At 43.0% G+C, this 17647-nt stretch carries 20 protein-coding genes; 9 read left to right on the top strand and 11 right to left on the bottom strand.

Annotation, left to right across the window (positions count from 1 at the left end; genetic code table 11):
* Positions 1–6: 6 nt before the first annotated feature.
* Complete coding sequence (locus tag ACFSTG_RS04335) at positions 7–435, bottom strand: hypothetical protein (RefSeq protein ID WP_380748830.1); 429 nt, start codon at positions 433–435, stop codon at positions 7–9.
* Between the two features lie 115 nt (positions 436–550).
* Here ACFSTG_RS04335 and greA point away from each other — a divergent pair, with 115 nt between their 5' ends.
* Together greA and ACFSTG_RS04325 are read left to right on the top strand one after the other, a co-directional pair.
* Positions 551–1027 (top strand): transcription elongation factor GreA, encoded by a 477-nt coding sequence (greA, locus tag ACFSTG_RS04330; RefSeq protein WP_380748828.1) that lies wholly within the window; start codon positions 551–553, stop codon positions 1025–1027.
* 113 nt (positions 1028–1140) lie between these two features.
* Positions 1141–1545 (top strand): HIT family protein, encoded by a 405-nt coding sequence (locus tag ACFSTG_RS04325; protein WP_380748826.1) that lies wholly within the window; start codon positions 1141–1143, stop codon positions 1543–1545.
* On the opposite strand, the gene ACFSTG_RS04320 is transcribed toward ACFSTG_RS04325, so the two are convergent.
* Positions 1542–2708 carry a sensor histidine kinase gene (locus ACFSTG_RS04320; RefSeq protein ID WP_380748824.1) on the bottom strand — a complete coding sequence of 389 codons (1167 nt, stop codon included), beginning with the start codon at positions 2706–2708 and terminating at the stop codon, positions 1542–1544. The genes ACFSTG_RS04325 and ACFSTG_RS04320 overlap by 4 nt on opposite strands.
* A 110-nt stretch (positions 2709–2818) precedes the next feature.
* On the opposite strand from ACFSTG_RS04320, the gene ACFSTG_RS04315 reads away from it, so the two are divergent.
* From ACFSTG_RS04315 to aat, 3 genes are all read left to right on the top strand, one after another.
* Positions 2819–3697, top strand: coding sequence for a flavin reductase family protein (locus tag ACFSTG_RS04315; RefSeq protein WP_380748822.1), 879 nt, complete (start codon positions 2819–2821; stop codon positions 3695–3697).
* A 1-nt stretch (position 3698) separates the two neighbouring features.
* Complete coding sequence (locus ACFSTG_RS04310; protein WP_380748820.1) at positions 3699–4073, top strand: DUF3127 domain-containing protein; 375 nt, start codon at positions 3699–3701, stop codon at positions 4071–4073.
* Positions 4074–4170: 97 nt separating this feature from the next.
* A complete protein-coding gene (gene aat / locus ACFSTG_RS04305; RefSeq protein ID WP_380748818.1) occupies positions 4171–4809 on the top strand; it encodes a leucyl/phenylalanyl-tRNA--protein transferase in 639 nt (212 codons plus the stop codon).
* A gap of 53 nt (positions 4810–4862) precedes the next feature.
* Here aat and ACFSTG_RS04300 read toward each other — a convergent pair whose 3' ends face one another.
* The 6 genes from ACFSTG_RS04300 to ACFSTG_RS04275 form a co-directional block, all read right to left on the bottom strand.
* Positions 4863–5441, bottom strand: a complete 579-nt coding sequence (locus ACFSTG_RS04300) for a DNA-3-methyladenine glycosylase I (RefSeq protein ID WP_380748816.1) — start codon at positions 5439–5441, stop codon at positions 4863–4865.
* The gene (locus ACFSTG_RS04295) at positions 5442–6167 is read right to left on the bottom strand and encodes an energy transducer TonB family protein (protein ID WP_380748814.1); all 726 of its coding nucleotides are present in this window, start codon (positions 6165–6167) and stop codon (positions 5442–5444) included.
* A 12-nt stretch (positions 6168–6179) separates the two neighbouring features.
* Positions 6180–6878 carry a tRNA pseudouridine(55) synthase TruB gene (gene truB, locus ACFSTG_RS04290; RefSeq protein ID WP_380748812.1) on the bottom strand — a complete coding sequence of 233 codons (699 nt, stop codon included), beginning with the start codon at positions 6876–6878 and terminating at the stop codon, positions 6180–6182.
* 2 nt (positions 6879–6880) lie between these two features.
* On the bottom strand, positions 6881–7678 hold the full coding sequence (locus ACFSTG_RS04285; RefSeq protein WP_380748810.1) for an undecaprenyl-diphosphate phosphatase: 798 nt from the start codon (positions 7676–7678) through the stop codon (positions 6881–6883).
* A 3-nt stretch (positions 7679–7681) separates the two neighbouring features.
* Entirely contained in the window at positions 7682–7933 is a 252-nt protein-coding gene (locus ACFSTG_RS04280; RefSeq protein WP_380748808.1) for a DUF3098 domain-containing protein, read from the bottom strand.
* 94 nt (positions 7934–8027) lie between these two features.
* Positions 8028–8906 carry a cell division protein FtsX gene (locus tag ACFSTG_RS04275; RefSeq protein ID WP_380748807.1) on the bottom strand — a complete coding sequence of 293 codons (879 nt, stop codon included), beginning with the start codon at positions 8904–8906 and terminating at the stop codon, positions 8028–8030.
* 149 nt (positions 8907–9055) lie between these two features.
* On the opposite strand from ACFSTG_RS04275, the gene ACFSTG_RS04270 reads away from it, so the two are divergent.
* On the top strand, positions 9056–12172 hold the full coding sequence (locus ACFSTG_RS04270; protein WP_380748805.1) for a leucine--tRNA ligase: 3117 nt from the start codon (positions 9056–9058) through the stop codon (positions 12170–12172).
* 113 nt (positions 12173–12285) lie between these two features.
* On the top strand, positions 12286–12981 hold the full coding sequence (locus ACFSTG_RS04265) for a zinc metallopeptidase (protein ID WP_380748803.1): 696 nt from the start codon (positions 12286–12288) through the stop codon (positions 12979–12981).
* Between the two features lie 70 nt (positions 12982–13051).
* Here the strand turns inward: ACFSTG_RS04265 and ACFSTG_RS04260 are convergent, their stop codons facing one another.
* From ACFSTG_RS04260 to ACFSTG_RS04250, 3 genes are all read right to left on the bottom strand, one after another.
* Positions 13052–13567, bottom strand: coding sequence for a ferritin (locus ACFSTG_RS04260; RefSeq protein ID WP_380748801.1), 516 nt, complete (start codon positions 13565–13567; stop codon positions 13052–13054).
* Positions 13568–13653: 86 nt separating this feature from the next.
* Complete coding sequence (locus ACFSTG_RS04255) at positions 13654–13968, bottom strand: hypothetical protein (protein WP_380748799.1); 315 nt, start codon at positions 13966–13968, stop codon at positions 13654–13656.
* A gap of 131 nt (positions 13969–14099) precedes the next feature.
* A complete protein-coding gene (locus tag ACFSTG_RS04250; RefSeq protein WP_380748797.1) occupies positions 14100–15473 on the bottom strand; it encodes a saccharopine dehydrogenase family protein in 1374 nt (457 codons plus the stop codon).
* 77 nt (positions 15474–15550) lie between these two features.
* Between ACFSTG_RS04250 and ACFSTG_RS04245 the strand changes: the two genes are divergently transcribed.
* Together ACFSTG_RS04245 and pckA are read left to right on the top strand one after the other, a co-directional pair.
* The gene (locus ACFSTG_RS04245; protein WP_380748795.1) at positions 15551–15940 is read left to right on the top strand and encodes a DUF423 domain-containing protein; all 390 of its coding nucleotides are present in this window, start codon (positions 15551–15553) and stop codon (positions 15938–15940) included.
* Between the two features lie 78 nt (positions 15941–16018).
* Entirely contained in the window at positions 16019–17620 is a 1602-nt protein-coding gene (pckA, locus tag ACFSTG_RS04240; RefSeq protein WP_380748793.1) for a phosphoenolpyruvate carboxykinase (ATP), read from the top strand.
* Positions 17621–17647 lie beyond the last annotated feature (27 nt).

Below are 17647 nucleotides of genomic sequence, written 5' to 3'. Positions count from 1 at the left end.
GGGTTTTTAATTCGTTATTTCCAGCACGTTTCCAGCTCTTCTTACCCGGTAAGGTTTTAAGGAATATTCCCCTTGTCCCTCCAGACGCTGGCCCGTAATGATCGTATATTTATTACCGTCATTACAGGAACATTTCGCTTCAGTACGTGTTACTTCCAGCCATGAGCACTCCTGGATCACATGATTGGGATCTGTAAGTTCAAAGGCCATATACTGGTCATTGTTAAGGTTATATACCACGATGCCATTGATGCCGTAATTATAGGTAGTATAACTGTTTCCCGGAAAATTTAGATTATTATATTCAGGTAGGCTGAGGTCGAGTCTTAGGGTGAAATTAAGGTTGGGGAGGTAAGGATTATTCCTGATCTCATCATCTCCTGAGCAGCCCATGAACATCAGGCTGAGGGCAATACACAATAAGGATCTCTTCATTTCACGTTTTTTCAAAGCTACAAGATTATATTGTTCCTGAGATTTTAATTTAGTATATTTGTTTGAAATCCCGTCACCGAATGGGATTTTTTCTATTTATATAAATGACCAGGTTATGAGTAAAGTTTCATATTATACCGCAGAAGGACTTAAAAAATTGAGAGATGAACTCAACCAGTTGAGGGATGTGGAGCGGCCACGTGCATCTCAGGCTATTGCTGAAGCCCGTGATAAGGGGGATTTGAGCGAGAATGCAGAATATGACGCTGCAAAAGAGGCCCAGGGCCTTCTTGAACTAAAGATATCCAAACTTGAGGAGGTGTATGCCAATGCAAGGCTTATTGATGAATCACAACTGGATACCTCTAAAGTGCTGGTGCACTCCAATGTGAAAATAAAGAACCTTACCAATGGTTCTGAAGTTAAGTATAAGCTGGTAGCACAGAGCGAAGCCGACCTTAAGACCGGCAAGATCTCTGTTGACAGTCCAATAGGAAAAGGATTACTGGGAAAAAAAGAGGGAGATATTGCCGAAGTGGAAGTGCCTAACGGAACCCTCAAATTTGAGATCCTGGAGATCACCCGGGAGTAACAGTAATGAATTCAATGATGAAAATCCTTTCTTCGGAAAGGATTTTTTGTTTTAAGAAGTTTAAATTCTCTGTCTTATATCCTAACTTTAGTCTAACTTAAATTTCGAACGTTATGCCAACTATATTCACCAAGATCATCAACGGAGAGATCCCGGCCTATAAAGTGGCCGAAACTGATAAATTTCTTGCTTTCCTTGACATTAGACCCAATGCCAAAGGACATACTCTCTGTATTCCAAAGGAAGAGGTGAACAAATTGTTTGACCTCGACGAAGACACCTATATGGAACTGATGGCTTTCTCCCGAAAGGTGGCAATTGGCCTTGAAAAAGCAATTTCCTGCAAGAGAGTGGGTGTGGCAGTAGTAGGCCTGGAGGTTCCGCACGTACACGTGCATCTTATTCCGCTCAACTCAATGGGCGACATGGATTTTTCCCGAAATATTCCTCTTTCTGATGAAGAATTCGAACAGATAGCCGGAGATATCAAGAAAAAGCTCGACGGAGTATCTTTTTAACCGGCCTGCCGGGTATCTGCCTTGTGAAGCACTATTTCAATAGTGGTTCCTTTGTTGATCTCACTCTTCAACACCCGAATTCGGCCCCGGTGATATCTCTCAATAATTCGTTTGGCAAGTGAAAGCCCCAATCCCCAGCCTCTTTTTTTGGTAGTAAAGCCGGGCTCAAATATTTGTTTGAATTTACTTTTTGAGAGACCCTTTCCGGTGTCCTTTACGAAGATGTGCACATTTTTTGAGTCATGGGTAAGGCTTATTTCCAGGGTTCCTTTACCTCTCATTGCATCTATGGCATTTCTTACCAGGTTTTCTATAGTCCAGCTGTAGAGTTGAGGGTTAAGATTGACAAGGATCTTTTCTTCAGGCAGTTGAAGTTTAAAATCAATGAGTTTGGAGCTTCTGGCTTTAAGATAATCAAAGGAATCTTTGGTTTTCTCCACGATATCTTCGGGTTGAAGAGTAGGGGCAGAACCTACTTTTGAAAACCTTTCAGTAATTGTCTTTAACCGGTCCACATCTTTTTCGATTTCAATCAGATATTCCGGATTGACATTTTCAGCCTTGAGGATCTCTGTCCACCCAATAAGAGAAGACAGTGGGGTGCCTATCTGGTGTGCCGTTTCCTTGGCCATTCCCGCCCACAGCTTATTTTGTTCACTTGTCTTGGTGGTGGTATAGAAGAAATATATCACGGCGATAAAAAGGATAATGATCAGGATAAGTGCCAGCGGATAATATTTCAACCTGTTGAGTAACGGGGAATTTCCATAATACACCTGGTTTACCCTTCCTTCTCCAAGATCCATTTTTATGGGCCGGTTTTCCCCTCTTATCGATTCCAGGAAATCCTTAAGTTTTTCCTCGTCTTCCCTTATCTCCTCCTCAATATTCATGGCATCTACAATGTTGCCGCTGTCATCTACCAGAATGGTGGGAATACTTGAGTTACTGTTGATGATCTCCAGGTAAAGATCGAGCCCGGTATCTGTGTCGACCTGGTCCAGGTAAACCTGCGCAGAGGCCCAGATATTCATTTTTCGCCTCTCCTCTTCCTTGATTCTTTGAAAAAATTCGATAGCGTTCCAGACAATGAGGGAGACAATTATAAGAGAAGTAAGAATGATGAACCCGCGGCGAAAATTCCGTTTGTCTGAAAACCTCATGTAGGCAGTTCTTTTATGCGTTTAAATATAGGTGTTTTCATGAAATTATTATTGCGGCAAGCGGTTTTTCATTAGTGCAGGGTTTCGTTACCTTTGTCAAAATTTTACAAATGCGCAGTATAGATCCAAAAGAAATCCCTGTTCCCCAAATGCACCAGTTGCTGTTGGGAGCTGTTGGTCCCCGGCCAATTGCTTTTGCGAGTACCGTAGATTCTGAGGGACGACCTAATTTGTCCCCTTTTAGTTTTTTCAATGTATTTAGTGCCAATCCGCCTGTTTTGATCTTTTCTCCCGCGAGAAGGGGTCGTGATAATACCGTTAAACACACCTATACTAACTGCAAAGCTACCATGGAGGTGGTTATTAACGTTGTAAATTACGAAATGGTACAGCAGGTATCCCTTTCCAGTACAGAATATGATGAGGGGGTGAATGAATTTGAAAAAGCGGGATTTACTATGCTGGCTTCTGAAGTGGTAAAACCTTTCAGGGTTGCAGAATCACCAGTTCAGTTTGAGTGCAGAATAAATGAGGTGGTAGAGCTTGGTGCTGAAGGCGGTGCCGGAAACCTTGTTATTTGTGAGGTCCTGAAAATGCATATCCAGGATGAAATTTTGGATGAAAATGGTTATATTGATCAGCATAAAATTGACCAGGTAGCTCGTATGGGCGGTAACTGGTATACCCGGGCGATCTCCGGTATGTTTGAGGTGCCAAAACCTTTGCAGACCAGAGGGATAGGTGTGGACGCCATTCCTGAGGAAGTAAGGAACAGCAATGTTCTTACCGGTAATGACCTGGGCAAACTTGGAAATGTGGAAAAATTTCCCTCGGGAGAAGAAATTAAACAGCTTTTTAGGGAATCTCCTGAGATCGCTGAACTATTTGAAGAAAATAGCAAGGAAAAGATCCACCGGAAAGCGAAAGAATATCTTGAAAATAATAAACCGGCCGAGGCCTGGAAAATCTTACTAGCAAAAAAGAAGTAATATGGAAGTACAAGGAAAGATCAAAATGATTGGAGAGACTAAAACGTTTGGGAGCAACGGTTTTAGAAAAAGAGAGGTGGTTGTAACCACAGAAGAGCAGTATCCGCAGCACATTTTAATTGAATTTGTGCAGGATAAATGTGACCTGTTGAATAATTTTGCGGCCGGGCAACCGGTAAAAATAGGAGTTAACCTTCGCGGAAGGGAATGGGTTAATCCTCAGGGAGAAACCAAATACTTCAATTCTGTACAGGGATGGAGAATTGAAAATCTGGCAGCGGGGCAAGGCCAGGGGCAGGCTACTACGCCTCCTGCAGACCAGTTTGAACCTGCCAATGATCTTAACGAAGAAGACTTTGACGATCTTCCGTTCTAGGAAAATATTTCAAAAAAGTAAGAGCCCGATACTGCAAAAGTACCGGGCTTTTTTTTATTTTTCATGAATTAGCATTACTGACAAAAACATCAGGGATTTGATATTCTTAAGACCAGAAGATGATTTTCCGCCCATTGAAATGACCAATGAGGTAGGGTTACTGGCCTTTGGCGGGGATCTGACCCCTCAACGGCTCATAGATGCCTATTCCCGGGGTATATTTCCCTGGTATGACAGTACTCAACCGGTCTTGTGGTGGAGTCCTGACCCTAGAATGGTCCTGTTTCCTGAAAATCTGAAAGTTTCAAGGAGTATGCAGCAGCTTCTGAAAAAAGAAACTTTCAGGGTAACTTATAATATAGATTTTAAGACAGTAATAAAGAACTGTGCAGAAGCAAGACGTGAAGGCCAGCAGGGAACCTGGATCACCGGTGAAATGTTAAAGGCATACCTGGAATTGCATCGGTTAGGGTACGCACATTCCGTAGAGGTATGGGATGGAGAGGAACTTGTGGGTGGTTTGTACGGTATCTATCTGCAGGAAAAGAGAGTATTTTGCGGCGAAAGTATGTTCACCCGAAAAAGCAATGCTTCTAAGTACGGATTTATCCATCTTGTAAGAAAATTAGCCGCTGAAGGGGTTCAAATGATCGACTGCCAGATATACACAGACCACCTCGCCAGCCTGGGTGCCGGGGAAATTCCGAGAGAGGTTTTCCTTGAGTATCTGAAATGATTAAAATATACGGGTAGCTACAGACAGAATCCTTTCTGGGATCATTAGATGGTTTAGCTCATTTTTTTAACCTGGCCGTGTCTAAAACAGTGCACCTCATGGTCATTCACCATACCGGTTGCCTGCATATGAGCATAAATAACGGTTGGGCCAACAAATTTAAAACCCTTTTTCTTCAGGTCTTTGCTTATGGTCACGCTAAGCTCAGTTTGAGCAGGTGCTTCCTTATAACTTTGAAGTTCATTTTGCACCGGTTTCCCATCCACGAAATTCCAGATATATTCATTAAAAGATCCAAATTCCTGCTGTACTTCCATAAAGGCACGGGCATTGGCCACACTGGCTTTTATTTTCAATAAATTTCTAATGATCCCTGCATCCTGCATGAGGTTATGGATCTTCTCTTCGGAATAATTGGCCACTATCCTGTAATCGAAATTGTCAAAAGCTTTCCTGAAATTTTCCCTTTTACGAAGTATGGTGATCCAGCTTAATCCCGCCTGAAAGGTCTCCAGGATGAGGAATTCGAACAGTTGCTCATCATCATATAATGGCACTCCCCATTCGTTATCGTGGTAGGCTTCATACAAAGGATCGCCCACACACCAGCCGCATCTCTTTATATCTTCCATTTATCCCTGGAAATTATAGGTTATGGTACCGGGTTGGTCATTCCTGCCGGCCAGCCTGGAAAAACGTGCCCCTGCTGCATATAACAAAGCATTCTCGATCAAACATTCGTTAGTGGAGGTGGAACTATTCTTGTTTACTGACGTGGAAGTCACCTCTCCCGTGGCATTCACCACGATATTCACCACCACCTTTCCAGAAACATCACAGGTGTAGACGGGATTTGGAATATCTATGGCAGACCTGCCAACAAGGGAGAAAGAAATAGAACTGCTCTTTAAAGTACCTTCTTTAACCGAAGTCTTTTCTGAAGTATTCTTACCTTCTGAAGCTTTTCGTGTTTTTTCACGCTTATTAGGGCTCAGACTATAATCACCGGGTGTTGAGGTTGCATTTTCTTCTTCAGAAGCTTCCTGGCTGGCAGAGTTCTTTTCGAAGATCTCCTCAAGGCGGGACTGCATGTCCTCCCTGCTCTCCTCCTGATTCTGATTGAATGCCTGATGGGTTTTAAGATTTGATTGTTCTGGTTTGGGTGAAGGAGGTTCTGATTCCATTTCCTGTTCCTGTTTTTCAAGAGGTTCCTGCGGGCGCAGGTCATTAAGCTCAATAAGAGTCTCCCTTACTTTTTGATTTGAATTGAAAATGTTGATGTTATACATCCCCAGGAACAATACAGAAAAAAGCAGAATGGTAATTATAAGAGCCTTATGTTCCTCGTAAAAGTCCATTTTTTATGCATTTCAATCTTCGGCAGAAAGATAATCATTTACAAAGGAATCAAGATCAAGTGCGTTGGTCACTTCATGCTCCCCGATCCTGGTGCGCCGAAGAGAAGATAAATGAGCGCCACTCCCAAGTTCTTTCCCGAAATCATGAGCCAGGCTTCTAATATAGGTTCCTTTGCTACAAACCACCCGAAACTCTACTGCCGGTAAAGTTATTTGGGTTATTTCGAATTTAGAAATATGCACGTTTCGTGCCGAAATTTCGACATTTTCACCGCTGCGGGCATACTCATATAATCGTTTTCCATCTTTTTTCAAAGCTGAAAAAACTGGAGGTAACTGCTGAATATCCCCTTTAAAAGCTTCTGTTGCCTTATGAATATCTTCCTCTGAAATGTGTCCCACGGGAAAGGTCTCATCAACTTCAGTTTCCAGGTCATAGGAAGGGGTGGTAGCGCCGAGGGTAAAGGTGCCGGTATATTCCTTTTCCTGCCCCTGGAGAATATCGATGGTCTTTGTGGCTTTGCCGGTACAAATGATGAGGAGGCCAGATGCCAGAGGATCAAGTGTGCCCGCATGACCTACTTTGATCTTTTTGATCTTGTAATGCTTTCTTATGAGCCAGCGTACTTTATTGACCAGTTGAAAAGAGGTCCATTCCAGCGGTTTGTCAAATAAAAGTACCTGTCCTGCTTTAAATTCTTCTTCTGTCATGATCACGCAAAGGCATATTCATAAGTGATGGCGATAACTCCTACAATGAAACAATAGATCGCGAAGTAAGAGAGTTTACTCTTTCTAACAAGTTCGACCATCCATTTACAGGCTGCATAGCCTGCTATAAAGGCGGCTACAAAACCGGCTAAAAGGGGCGTGACTTCTATGGTTGTATCCGTAAGATCACCACTCAGGAGATCTTTTGCGATCTTTCCGAAGATCAAAGGCACCACCATTAAGAAGGAAAAACGTGCCGCTTTCGCCTTGTCATTTCCCAACAGTACAGAAGTGGAAATGGTGGCTCCGCTTCGGGATATCCCCGGTAAAATGGCAATTGCCTGGGCAACCCCAATAACAAATGCATCTTTATAACTCACAGGTTTTCCTGTGCTTATAGCCTTGTCTGCAAGCCACAAAAGAAGTGCAGTGATAAGAAGCATAAAACCTACAAAGGTAAGCGCTCCCCCGAAAAAGGCTTCCAGCTCTTCCTCAAATAGAACCCCAACAACGGCTGCGGGGATCATAGAAAGGATAATTTTCAGAGAAAATTTAAATTCATCATTCCATTTGAAAGAGAAGAGCCCACGAAAGATCTCGGTCACATCTTTTCTGAATACAACCAGGGTACTCAATGCCGTGGCAAAGTGGAGCACCACGGTAATCATAAGGGATTCTTCGGGGACACTGGTGTCTCCAAGGATGGCCTTGGCGATTTCTAAGTGACCACTGGAGGAAACGGGTAAAAATTCAGTTAAACCCTGGACAATACCCAGGAAAACAGCATCAGCAACTTCCATTATTTATTTTCGGGGGTTAAGAAGAATAGCGTAGACTTCTATGCCAAAGCCTAACAATACCAGGGCAGGTGCCAGTCGAATTCTCCTCCAGTTATAGATCTCTTCATTGAAAACATTGGGGTCATCGCTGCCTCCACCTGCCATGAGCAGGAAGCCCAGGGCGATCACAGCCAGGCCAATTCCCATTACTATATAGTTTTTCTTTTCAAAGACAAAATTGAGATCTTGCTTATGTAAAGGCCTTTTATTTTTCATTTTAAATGATTCTATATTTTATTTTAGCCACAAATGCACTAATGTTTTTCAATAGGATTTTCCATGGATTATCCGTGCATCAGGGCCTTAAAATTTAGTAATACAACTCGTCTGTTTTTAGGTTGAGGAAGCGCTGGGTGGCAAAGAACGTGCTAAGCCAGGTGATCATTATTCCCAATACAAACACCCCGATAAATAAAGCGGCCAAAAGACCTATATCCCCTAAAAGGTCAAGTTCTGGGAAACTTCTGTCCATATAATACAAAACGGCACCCATTCCCAAAAGTGCCAGCACGGCTCCAATCATTCCCAGCTTTACGCTTTTCCATATAAATGGTTTCCGAATAAACCGTTTGGTGGCTCCCACCATTTGCATGGTCTTGATGATAAAACGTTTGGAGTAAACCGAGAGCCTTATGGAGCTGTTGATCAAGAGAACCGCTATAAAAGTAAATATCGCGCTAATGGCAAGGATCCAGAAACTTATCTTGGTAACGTTCTCGTTCAGGAGGGAGATAAGGGGCCTGTCATACACCACTTCGTCAACAAAGCTTTTGGCCGCCATCTCTTCGGCGATCTGGTCAATTTCACCCGAGCTTATATAATCTGCCTTGACGTAAACATCAATTGAATTTTGAAGCGGATTATACCCCAGAAAATCCATAAAATCTTCACCAATTTCCTTGCTGTGAGCTTCAGCCGCCTCTTCTTTGGAAACATAGGTGGTGGTCTTGGTATACTCTGCCAGTGCCAGACTTTTGTTGAGCTGGTTGATCTCGACTTCCTTAGCAGTATCTTTTAGATAGATCGTCAGGGCGATCTGCTCCTTGAAATGGTCGGCTATTTTCTTGGTATTCAATACCAAAAGACCCAACAACCCCAGCAGAAAAAGCACGAGTGCTATACTGATGACTACCGAAAAATAAGAAGAAATAAGACGCCTTTTTTGATACCTTTCAAAAGATGAACTCATACAGCAGGTGCGTAAATTTTTGTAAAAATAAGAAAGTAAATCAATCCCTTTCTTTAAAACGTCCAAACTTTTCACTTTCGTACATTAAACGTATTTTTGCCCTTCCTGAAGGATTTCAGGCGTTGTTAACATTGTGATGCTGAACAAAAATGAGGTACAACTTCAATCAAATTGAAAAGAAGTGGCAGGAGTACTGGGCAAAGAACCAGACCTTCAAAGCTGAAAATAATTCTGAAAAACCTAAATATTACGTACTAGACATGTTTCCTTACCCTTCGGGGGCGGGGCTGCACGTGGGGCATCCGCTAGGGTACATCGCAAGTGATATCTATGCCCGCTTCAAAAGGCATAAAGGCTTTAATGTACTGCATCCGCAGGGATATGACAGTTTTGGTCTTCCCGCCGAGCAGTATGCGATCCAAACAGGACAGCATCCCGCTATTACTACAGAGGCCAATATTAACCGCTACCGCGAACAACTGGACCAGATTGGGTTTTCTTTTGACTGGAGCCGTGAAGTACGCACCAGTGAACCCGATTATTATAAATGGACCCAGTGGATCTTTATCCAGCTTTTTGATTCCTGGTATGACAATGAAGCAGATAAAGCCAGGCCTGTTTCTGACCTGGAGGAGATCCTTGCTGCGGAAGGTAACGCCGGTGTCAACGCGGCCTGTGATGAAGATGTAGAGGAATTCACCGCGAACGACTGGAATAATTTCTCTTCGGAAGAAAGACAGGAGCAGTTACTAAAATATCGTCTAACCTATTTAGCTGAAACCGAAGTGAACTGGTGTCCGCAATTGGGTACAGTGCTGGCAAATGATGAGATCGTGAACGGCGTATCAGAACGTGGCGGTTACCCGGTGATCAGAAAGAAAATGACCCAGTGGAGCATGCGAATTTCTGCTTACGCTGAACGTTTGTTGCAGGGATTGAATAAAATAGACTGGACCGAAAGCCTGAAGGAAAGTCAGCGTAACTGGATTGGGAAATCTGTGGGAGCGCTTGTCAAATTCAAGGTATTGCCTTCATCCCATCCCCAGCCCTTCCCGGAGGGAAGGGAGCAGGCTCGTCTCACTGACCGGGGAGAGGATGAAAAGGAAAACTGGATTGATGTTTTCACTACCCGACCAGATACCATTTACGGAGTTACCTTTATGACCCTGGCTCCCGAGCATGACCTGGTGCAGAAAATAACAACTCCAGACCATAAAGCTGAGGTAGATGCATATATTGAAGCTACTGCCAAAAGAAGTGAACGCGAGCGAATGGCCGATGTAAAGACCATCAGCGGGGTGTTTACCGGAGCTTATGCCGAGCATCCGTTCACCAAAGAGCCGGTGCCTATCTGGATTGGAGATTACGTTTTAGCGGGTTACGGGACAGGTGCCGTGATGGCCGTTCCATGTGGCGACCAGCGGGATTATGATTTTGCAAAACATTATGACCTGCCAATCAGGAACATATTTAAAGATGCGGATATTTCCGAAGAAGCTTTTTCGGGAAAAGAAGACACGGTTATCACTAATTCAGATTTCCTGAATGAACTGGAATATAAAGAAGCCCTCAATAAAGCCATTTTAGAGCTTGAAAAAATAGGGCAGGGAAAAGGCAAAACCAATTACCGACTGCGGGATGCAGTGTTTAGCCGGCAAAGATACTGGGGGGAACCCTTCCCGGCTTATTATGTGAACGGGATGCCGCAAATGATCGAAAAAGAGCATTTGCCGCTTCGTCTTCCGGAGGTTGAAAAATACCTTCCCACAGAAACAGGAGAGCCTCCCTTAGGAAACGCAACGGAATGGGCCTGGGACACGAAACAGAACGAAGTGGTAAAGAACGAAAAGATCGATCATAAAACCGTTTTTCCACTGGAGTTGAATACTATGCCCGGGTGGGCTGGTAGTTCCTGGTACCTGTTCAGATATATGGACGCCGGCAATGAAACCGAGTTTGTTTCGAAGGAAGCTCAGAAATACTGGGAAAACGTAGACCTGTATATTGGAGGAAGCGAACACGCCACGGGTCACTTATTATACTCCAGGTTCTGGACCAAATTCCTCTATGACCGCGATTTGCTGACTGTTGAGGAACCCTTCAAAAAACTCATCAACCAGGGAATGATCCTGGGAGAAAGTGCATTTATCAAAAGGATTGGATTTAATTTTGCCAAATCCTTTTCAGAAAAGATGAGCAAGGATGAAGAGAGAAGATACCGAATTCTTCAAGAGAAGTATGAAATTGTAAAGGATATATATTTTTCGAGTGATATTGTTGGACTTCTTAAAGTTTCCATTACCAACCCTGAAAGTGAAGAAGAAATAAAAATGGAAGAAGTGAAAGATAGAGTTCTTTCCCCGTTCTATACAGAGATCTTGAAAGATATTGAAGATAATGGTTTAAAGGGGAAGGTTCAACCGATCGGTTTCCTTATTAGAACCTATAAAACTCATGTTCCAGTTCAATTTGTGCTTGGTAATAAATTGAATACAGACAAGCTGCAGGAGGAGGAAAATTTGTACAAAGAAGCTTCTTTTGTTACCAATGAAAAAGGAGAATTTTTAGTAGACAGAGAGGTCGAAAAAATGTCAAAATCCAAATACAACGTTGTGAACCCTGATGATATTTGTGAGGATTTTGGAGCCGACACTTTAAGAATGTACGAGATGTTCCTTGGTCCGCTGGAACAGGCTAAGCCATGGAACACTGCGGGAATCACCGGGGTGCACAATTTCCTGAAGAAATTATGGAAACTGTACCACAATGGCGAGACCTTTGAAGTTTTGGATGAAAAAGCTTCCGCAGAATCTTTAAAGAGCCTGCACAAGACCATCAAAAAGGTGACAGAGGATATTGAGAATTTCAGTTTTAATACTTCAGTTTCCACATTTATGATCTGCGTGAACGAACTCACCGCTCAAAAATGCAATTCCAGGGAGGTTTTAGAACCTTTGGCGGTATTGATCGCACCATATGCGCCACACATTGCCGAAGAGCTTTGGCAGAAGTTAGGACATGACACCTCTGTAGTTACTGCGGAATATCCGGTGTTCAATGAAAAGTTCCTTGTTGAAAGTACGAAGGAGTATCCAATTTCCTTTAACGGGAAAATGAGGTTTACTCTGGAACTTCCGCTTGATATGAGCAAAGAAGAGGTCGAGAAAACGGTGCTGGAGCATGAAAAGACTCAGCAACAATTGAATGGCAGAGAACCGAAAAAGGTAATTGTTGTGCCAGGAAAGATCGTCAATATTGTGGGTTAGATCATTTCGGGATTCCGCAGCAGCAGTGGAATAAGACAAAATTTCAGTTTTAATTAAAAGTGTAAATTGGCTGGGTATTTGATAATAAGAATAAAAAAATAACCTTAGAAACTATGATGGGATATTATATTATTGCGGGACTCATTTTTGTTGTGAGTCTTTATGTGAGCAATAAACTAAAAAGTAAATTCAAGCACTATTCAAAAGTGCACCTGCAAAACGGGATGAGTGGTCGCGAGATCGCTGAAAAAATGCTGGCAGATAACGGGATCTATGACGTAAAGGTCATTTCTACCCCGGGAATGCTAACAGACCATTACAACCCTGCAAAGAAGACTATCAATTTAAGTGAGGCGGTTTATACGCAACGCAATGCGGCAGCAGCAGCTGTTGCAGCGCACGAATGTGGGCATGCCGTGCAACACGCAAAAGCATATAGCTGGTTACAGATGAGAAGCCAGCTGGTACCTGTGGTAAGTGTGGCCTCAAAGTTCTCCCAGTGGGCGATCTTTGGTGGATTGATCCTTATGACCATGGTCTCTGTTGGCGTTGGGCAAACGGTCTTATTAATAGGTATCATTCTCTACGGAATGGGTACTTTATTCAGCTTTGTTACGCTGCCGGTGGAATATGACGCCAGTAAGCGTGCCCTGGTGTGGTTGGAAACTGGAAACATGCTGAACTCACAGGAGCACAAAGCTGCTGAAGATTCGCTGAAGTGGGCAGCCCGGACTTATGTTGTGGCAGCAGTTGGTTCTTTGGCAACCTTGCTTTATTTCGTGAGTATCTTTCTTGGAGGAAGGGACTAAGACAAAAAGTATATTTAAACAAAAAGGACACCAACTGGTGTCCTTTTTGTTTTTTAGAAGGTTTGTAATATTAGCCGTTATGGCTGATCCTTTCATCGAGAAGTTTAAGGGCGATACCGTCTGTACCCATTAACTCAAACATTTCAAGTATTCTCCTGAACTGGTTTTCTTCTTCCATTTGCTCATTAATGAACCAATGCAGGAATTGTTCAGAAGCAAAATCCTGTACTTTTCTGCATTTTGCAACTATATTATTGATCGATTTGGTAATCGCGATCTCCTGGTCTAATGCCGTTTCAAAGATCTCCTGTAGTGAATTGAAGTCATGCAGTATGTTGCTGACCTCAGGAGAATAAGCTGTACCACCGTTGTCGTTGATAAACTTAAAGATCTTCATCATATGCTCCCTTTCTTCCAAAGATTGTTTGTAGAAGAAACTGGCACTTCCGGTAAGACCATTATGGTCGCACCAGGAAGCCATGGCCAGGTAAGCTGCTGAAGAATGTGCTTCCTTGGAGATCTGCTCATTGAGCATGTCCATGATATCTACGTTTATTCCTATTTTTTGTCGAACTATGTCTTTCATGATTTTTTCCTTTTCCTAAAATTACGCAAATCCTGTCTTCTTTCCGCAGGCAGTATGGTATTTATAATTAATCTAAATCAGGTAAATCAGGAATGGGTTACGAGGGAGTTGAGTTCCATCATTCCGAAGGTGGCTTTGATGAGCTGCTTTAGGTCGATCACCTGCAGGGTGTCAAGAATGAAGAGGTGTTCGCGATTGCAAAGCGTTAGGATCTCAATGCCATTATAATTAAGATCTTTGTCGAAGTGAGAATCCAGATTGATGGCCTGCACCTTCTGGCGTATAGAAAGCAGTTGGCAAAAGGTAAGTTTTACCTTTTTATGACCAAAGTCGAGGTAAAAGCACCGGTTGCTGTCGCACTGGTAGGAAGCGAAATAATATGACTTATAAAGCAGGTTCATTGAGGGCAAAAGTAACCCTTATTCAGAATTGTTCCAAATAATATCAAGGAACATTACTAAAAAATGACTATTCTCATAAAAAATACCGCCCCTTAGGTTGACCAGGGGCAGTAAAGTTAAGTGGTTTAGTCCTAGTTCCCGACCTCTCCAAAGGGGTTATACCCAAGGTACTCCTTCTCCTCCTCCCTGAAAAGGATCCCGTTCTCTGCGAGTTCCTCGAGAATTGGAGTATAAACCTCCCGGGTGATGGGCAGCTGTACTCCGGGGGTGGAGATGTTGCCGTTAAGGATCTTTAGGGCCGCTATGGCAACCGGAAGTCCAACCGTTCGCGCCATCGCAGTATGAGTCTGGTCTTTTCCTATATTTACCATGGTGGCATCTATTTGTTTCCTTTCCCCGTCAAGTTCGTACCCAAATTTGTGGTACATCACGATCATATCCTTATCATCTGGAGCCAGGGTCCATTTATCCATCAAAATCTTCTGAAGGATCTGTGCGGGGGTGGCCCTTTTAAGCCCCACTTTTTTATTCGGGTTGAAAATGTCAAGTTCGAGCAGTTTTTCCCACATGATATCATCCTGATCGATCTTCAGGTTGTGGCGGAATTTCAGTTCTACGGAATCGGTAGGGGAGTAGGGAAGAAATGAATTGACAAAGTCGCGGTAGCTCATCTCTTCGGAATTTTCCATAAGGTAGCTGTCATCAGTGAGACCCAGTTGCACGAACATGTTCCAGGCTTTGCTGAAGCCAACCCGTCTTATGGTTCCGCGGTAAAGGGTGAGAACATCATCCAATCCATAGATGCTCTTGTATTTAAGGGAATTCCTGTTAGCGTAAACTTCAAATTTCCCATAGTTTTTAACCTCAATAAATTCCGTTCTTCTGAAGAGTCGGTTATAAGGGATATATTTGAATTTACCTTCCTGCAGGAACTTGGCTACACCACCCTGGCCGGCCACTACCACGTTTCGTGGATTCCAGGTGAATTTATAGTTCCAGAGGTTAGTATCACTTTCAGGAGCTACCAATCCGCCGGTAAATGATTCAAAAAGCAGCAATTTTCCGCCCTCATCCCGTATGCGGTCTATCACCTGCATGGCACTCATATGATCAATACCAGGGTCCACGCCTATTTCATTCATAAAGACCAGGCCTTTCTGCTTCACTTCCTTGTCCAGCAGCTCCATTTCTTCGCTTATATAGGAAGCAGTAACCATATTTTTACCAAAATGCAGGCAATCTTTCGCTACTTCTATGTGGAATCTCGCGGGGAGCATGGAGATTACAATATCTGCCTCGTTTACTGCTGCCTGCCGCTCATCGCGGTTAAAAACATCAAGGGCAACGGCTTCTGCCCGGGGATGAGTGCCGGCCATTTTTTTAGCGCTCTCTAAATCCAGGTCGCCGATTTTTATTTTTAGATCTTCAGAATCAGATTTCTTCAGGAGGTATTCAATGAGTACCGAAGTAGATTTGCCGGCACCAATAATCAGGATATTTCGCATAAAAATTACTTTGATTAGTTTTGTTGTTTGTTTGGACTACGAATGTAATTAATTGCAGGCGTCTTTAAAAATCAACAATGAAGAGAAGAATACTTATTTCGGGAGCATTATTAGGGATTATAGGGATCATATTAGGAGCGTTTGCTGCACATGGCCTAAAGCCTCTCCTTAACACAGAGGCAATTAGCACTTTTGAAACCGGGGTGAAATATCAAATGTACAGTGCACTTTTTTTGCTGATCGTAGGTGGTCTTCCTCTTGCTTCGGAAAAAGTTAAAAGTATTTGTTTCTATTTAACAGTTATTGGGATCCTGTTTTTTTCGGGCTCAATTTATTTTTTAGCCACAAATACCCTCACCTCATTTGATTTTCGGGTAATAGCACTTATCACTCCTGTTGGAGGAACCCTGCTCATAGCGGCCTGGTTAGTGCTCCTGGTTAGTTTTATTAAGTTAAAAAAGAAATAAATCAGGGGTTTCTCCCACTGTATCATTATAAGATTTTCTACTTTTGTCCTCTAGGATAAACCCACAACTAAATATTTTATGTTGGCAAAAAAACAACTTACGAAAACGATTGCGCTAGATAAATACGGAATTAGGGATGCACAGGTGCATTACCAGCTTTCTCCGGAAGAGTTACACACTCTTACCATTGAGAAAGGCCAGGGGGTTGAAGCAGCCTCTGGTGCTCTTGCGGTTAATACCGGGGAATTTACCGGGCGTTCTCCAAAGGACCGCTTCATAGTTGAAGATGACATTACGAAAGATAAAGTGTGGTGGGGAGATATAAATATCCCTTTTGATCCTGAAAAATTTGATGCTCTTTATGACAAGGTGGTCGACTACCTTTCCGGTAAAGAAATTTTCGCAAGAGATTCCTATGCCTGTTCTGACGAGAAGTACCGTTTGAATATAAGGGTCGTTAACGAGTATCCCTGGTCTAACCTTTTTGCCTACAACATGTTCTTAAGACCTCACGGGGAGGAACTTGAGAATTTTCAGGAAGACTGGTTGGTTATCAACGCACCGGGCTTTGAAGCAGATCCTGAAATTGACGGCACCCGCCAGCATAACTTCGCTATACTGAATTTCACCCGCAAGATCGCCCTTATTGGGGGTACCGGGTATACCGGAGAGATCAAAAAAGGCATCTTTTCCGCGCTTAACTTTATACTTCCAGTAGACAAGGATACCTTGCCAATGCACTGTTCTGCCAATGTGGGAGATGACCACGACACGGCTATTTTCTTCGGATTATCAGGAACCGGAAAAACCACTCTTTCCGCAGATCCTGAAAGAAAATTGATTGGGGATGATGAACACGGTTGGACCAAAGAGAACAAGGTTTTCAATTTTGAAGGAGGCTGTTACGCAAAAGTGATCAATCTTTCCGAAGAGAACGAACCAGATATCTTCAGAGCGATCAAACCGGGAGCTATACTTGAAAATGTGATCCTGGATGAGAACGGGGAGGTTGATTTTGAAGATACCGTGATTACCCAAAACACCAGAGTAAGTTATCCAATTCACCATATTGATAATATCCAGACTCCCTCCATTGGGGAGAACCCAAAGAATATATTCTTCCTAACCGCAGATGCTTTTGGGGTATTGCCTCCCATCAGTAAATTAACACCGGGACAGGCTGCTTACCATTTCATTAGTGGTTACACCGCCAAAGTAGCGGGTACCGAAGCTGGAATAGATGAGCCTGTACCTAGTTTTTCAGCTTGTTTTGGAGCACCTTTTATGCCGCTCCACCCAACGAAGTATGCCGAAATGTTAAGTGCAAAAATGAAGGAGAACGACGTGAATGTTTGGCTGGTAAATACCGGATGGACCGGAGGACCTTACGGGGTTGGTTCCAGAATGAAACTGAGATACACTCGTGAAATGATCTCTTCTGCTCTTGAAGGAAAACTTGACCAGGTAGAATTTGAGCAGCACCCAATCTTTGGACTGGCAATGCCTAAAGAATGTGAAAATGTTCCTACAGAAGTTTTGAATCCGAGAAATACCTGGAGTGATAAAGAGGCCTATGACAAGAAAGCAAAACTTCTGGCAGAGTCTTTCAAAAAGAATTTTGAAAAATTCGAGAAGCAGGCAAATTCCGAGATTATGTCTGGAGCTCCTATAACTGAATAATCTTTATACAAACCCATAAAAAAACCG

The organism is Salinimicrobium flavum, assembly GCF_042684505.1.
GTDB classification, from domain to species: Bacteria; Bacteroidota; Bacteroidia; order Flavobacteriales; family Flavobacteriaceae; genus Salinimicrobium; species Salinimicrobium flavum.
The sequence above is the reverse complement of the archived record's forward strand: the minus strand, read 5'-3'. Positions and strand labels throughout refer to the sequence as shown.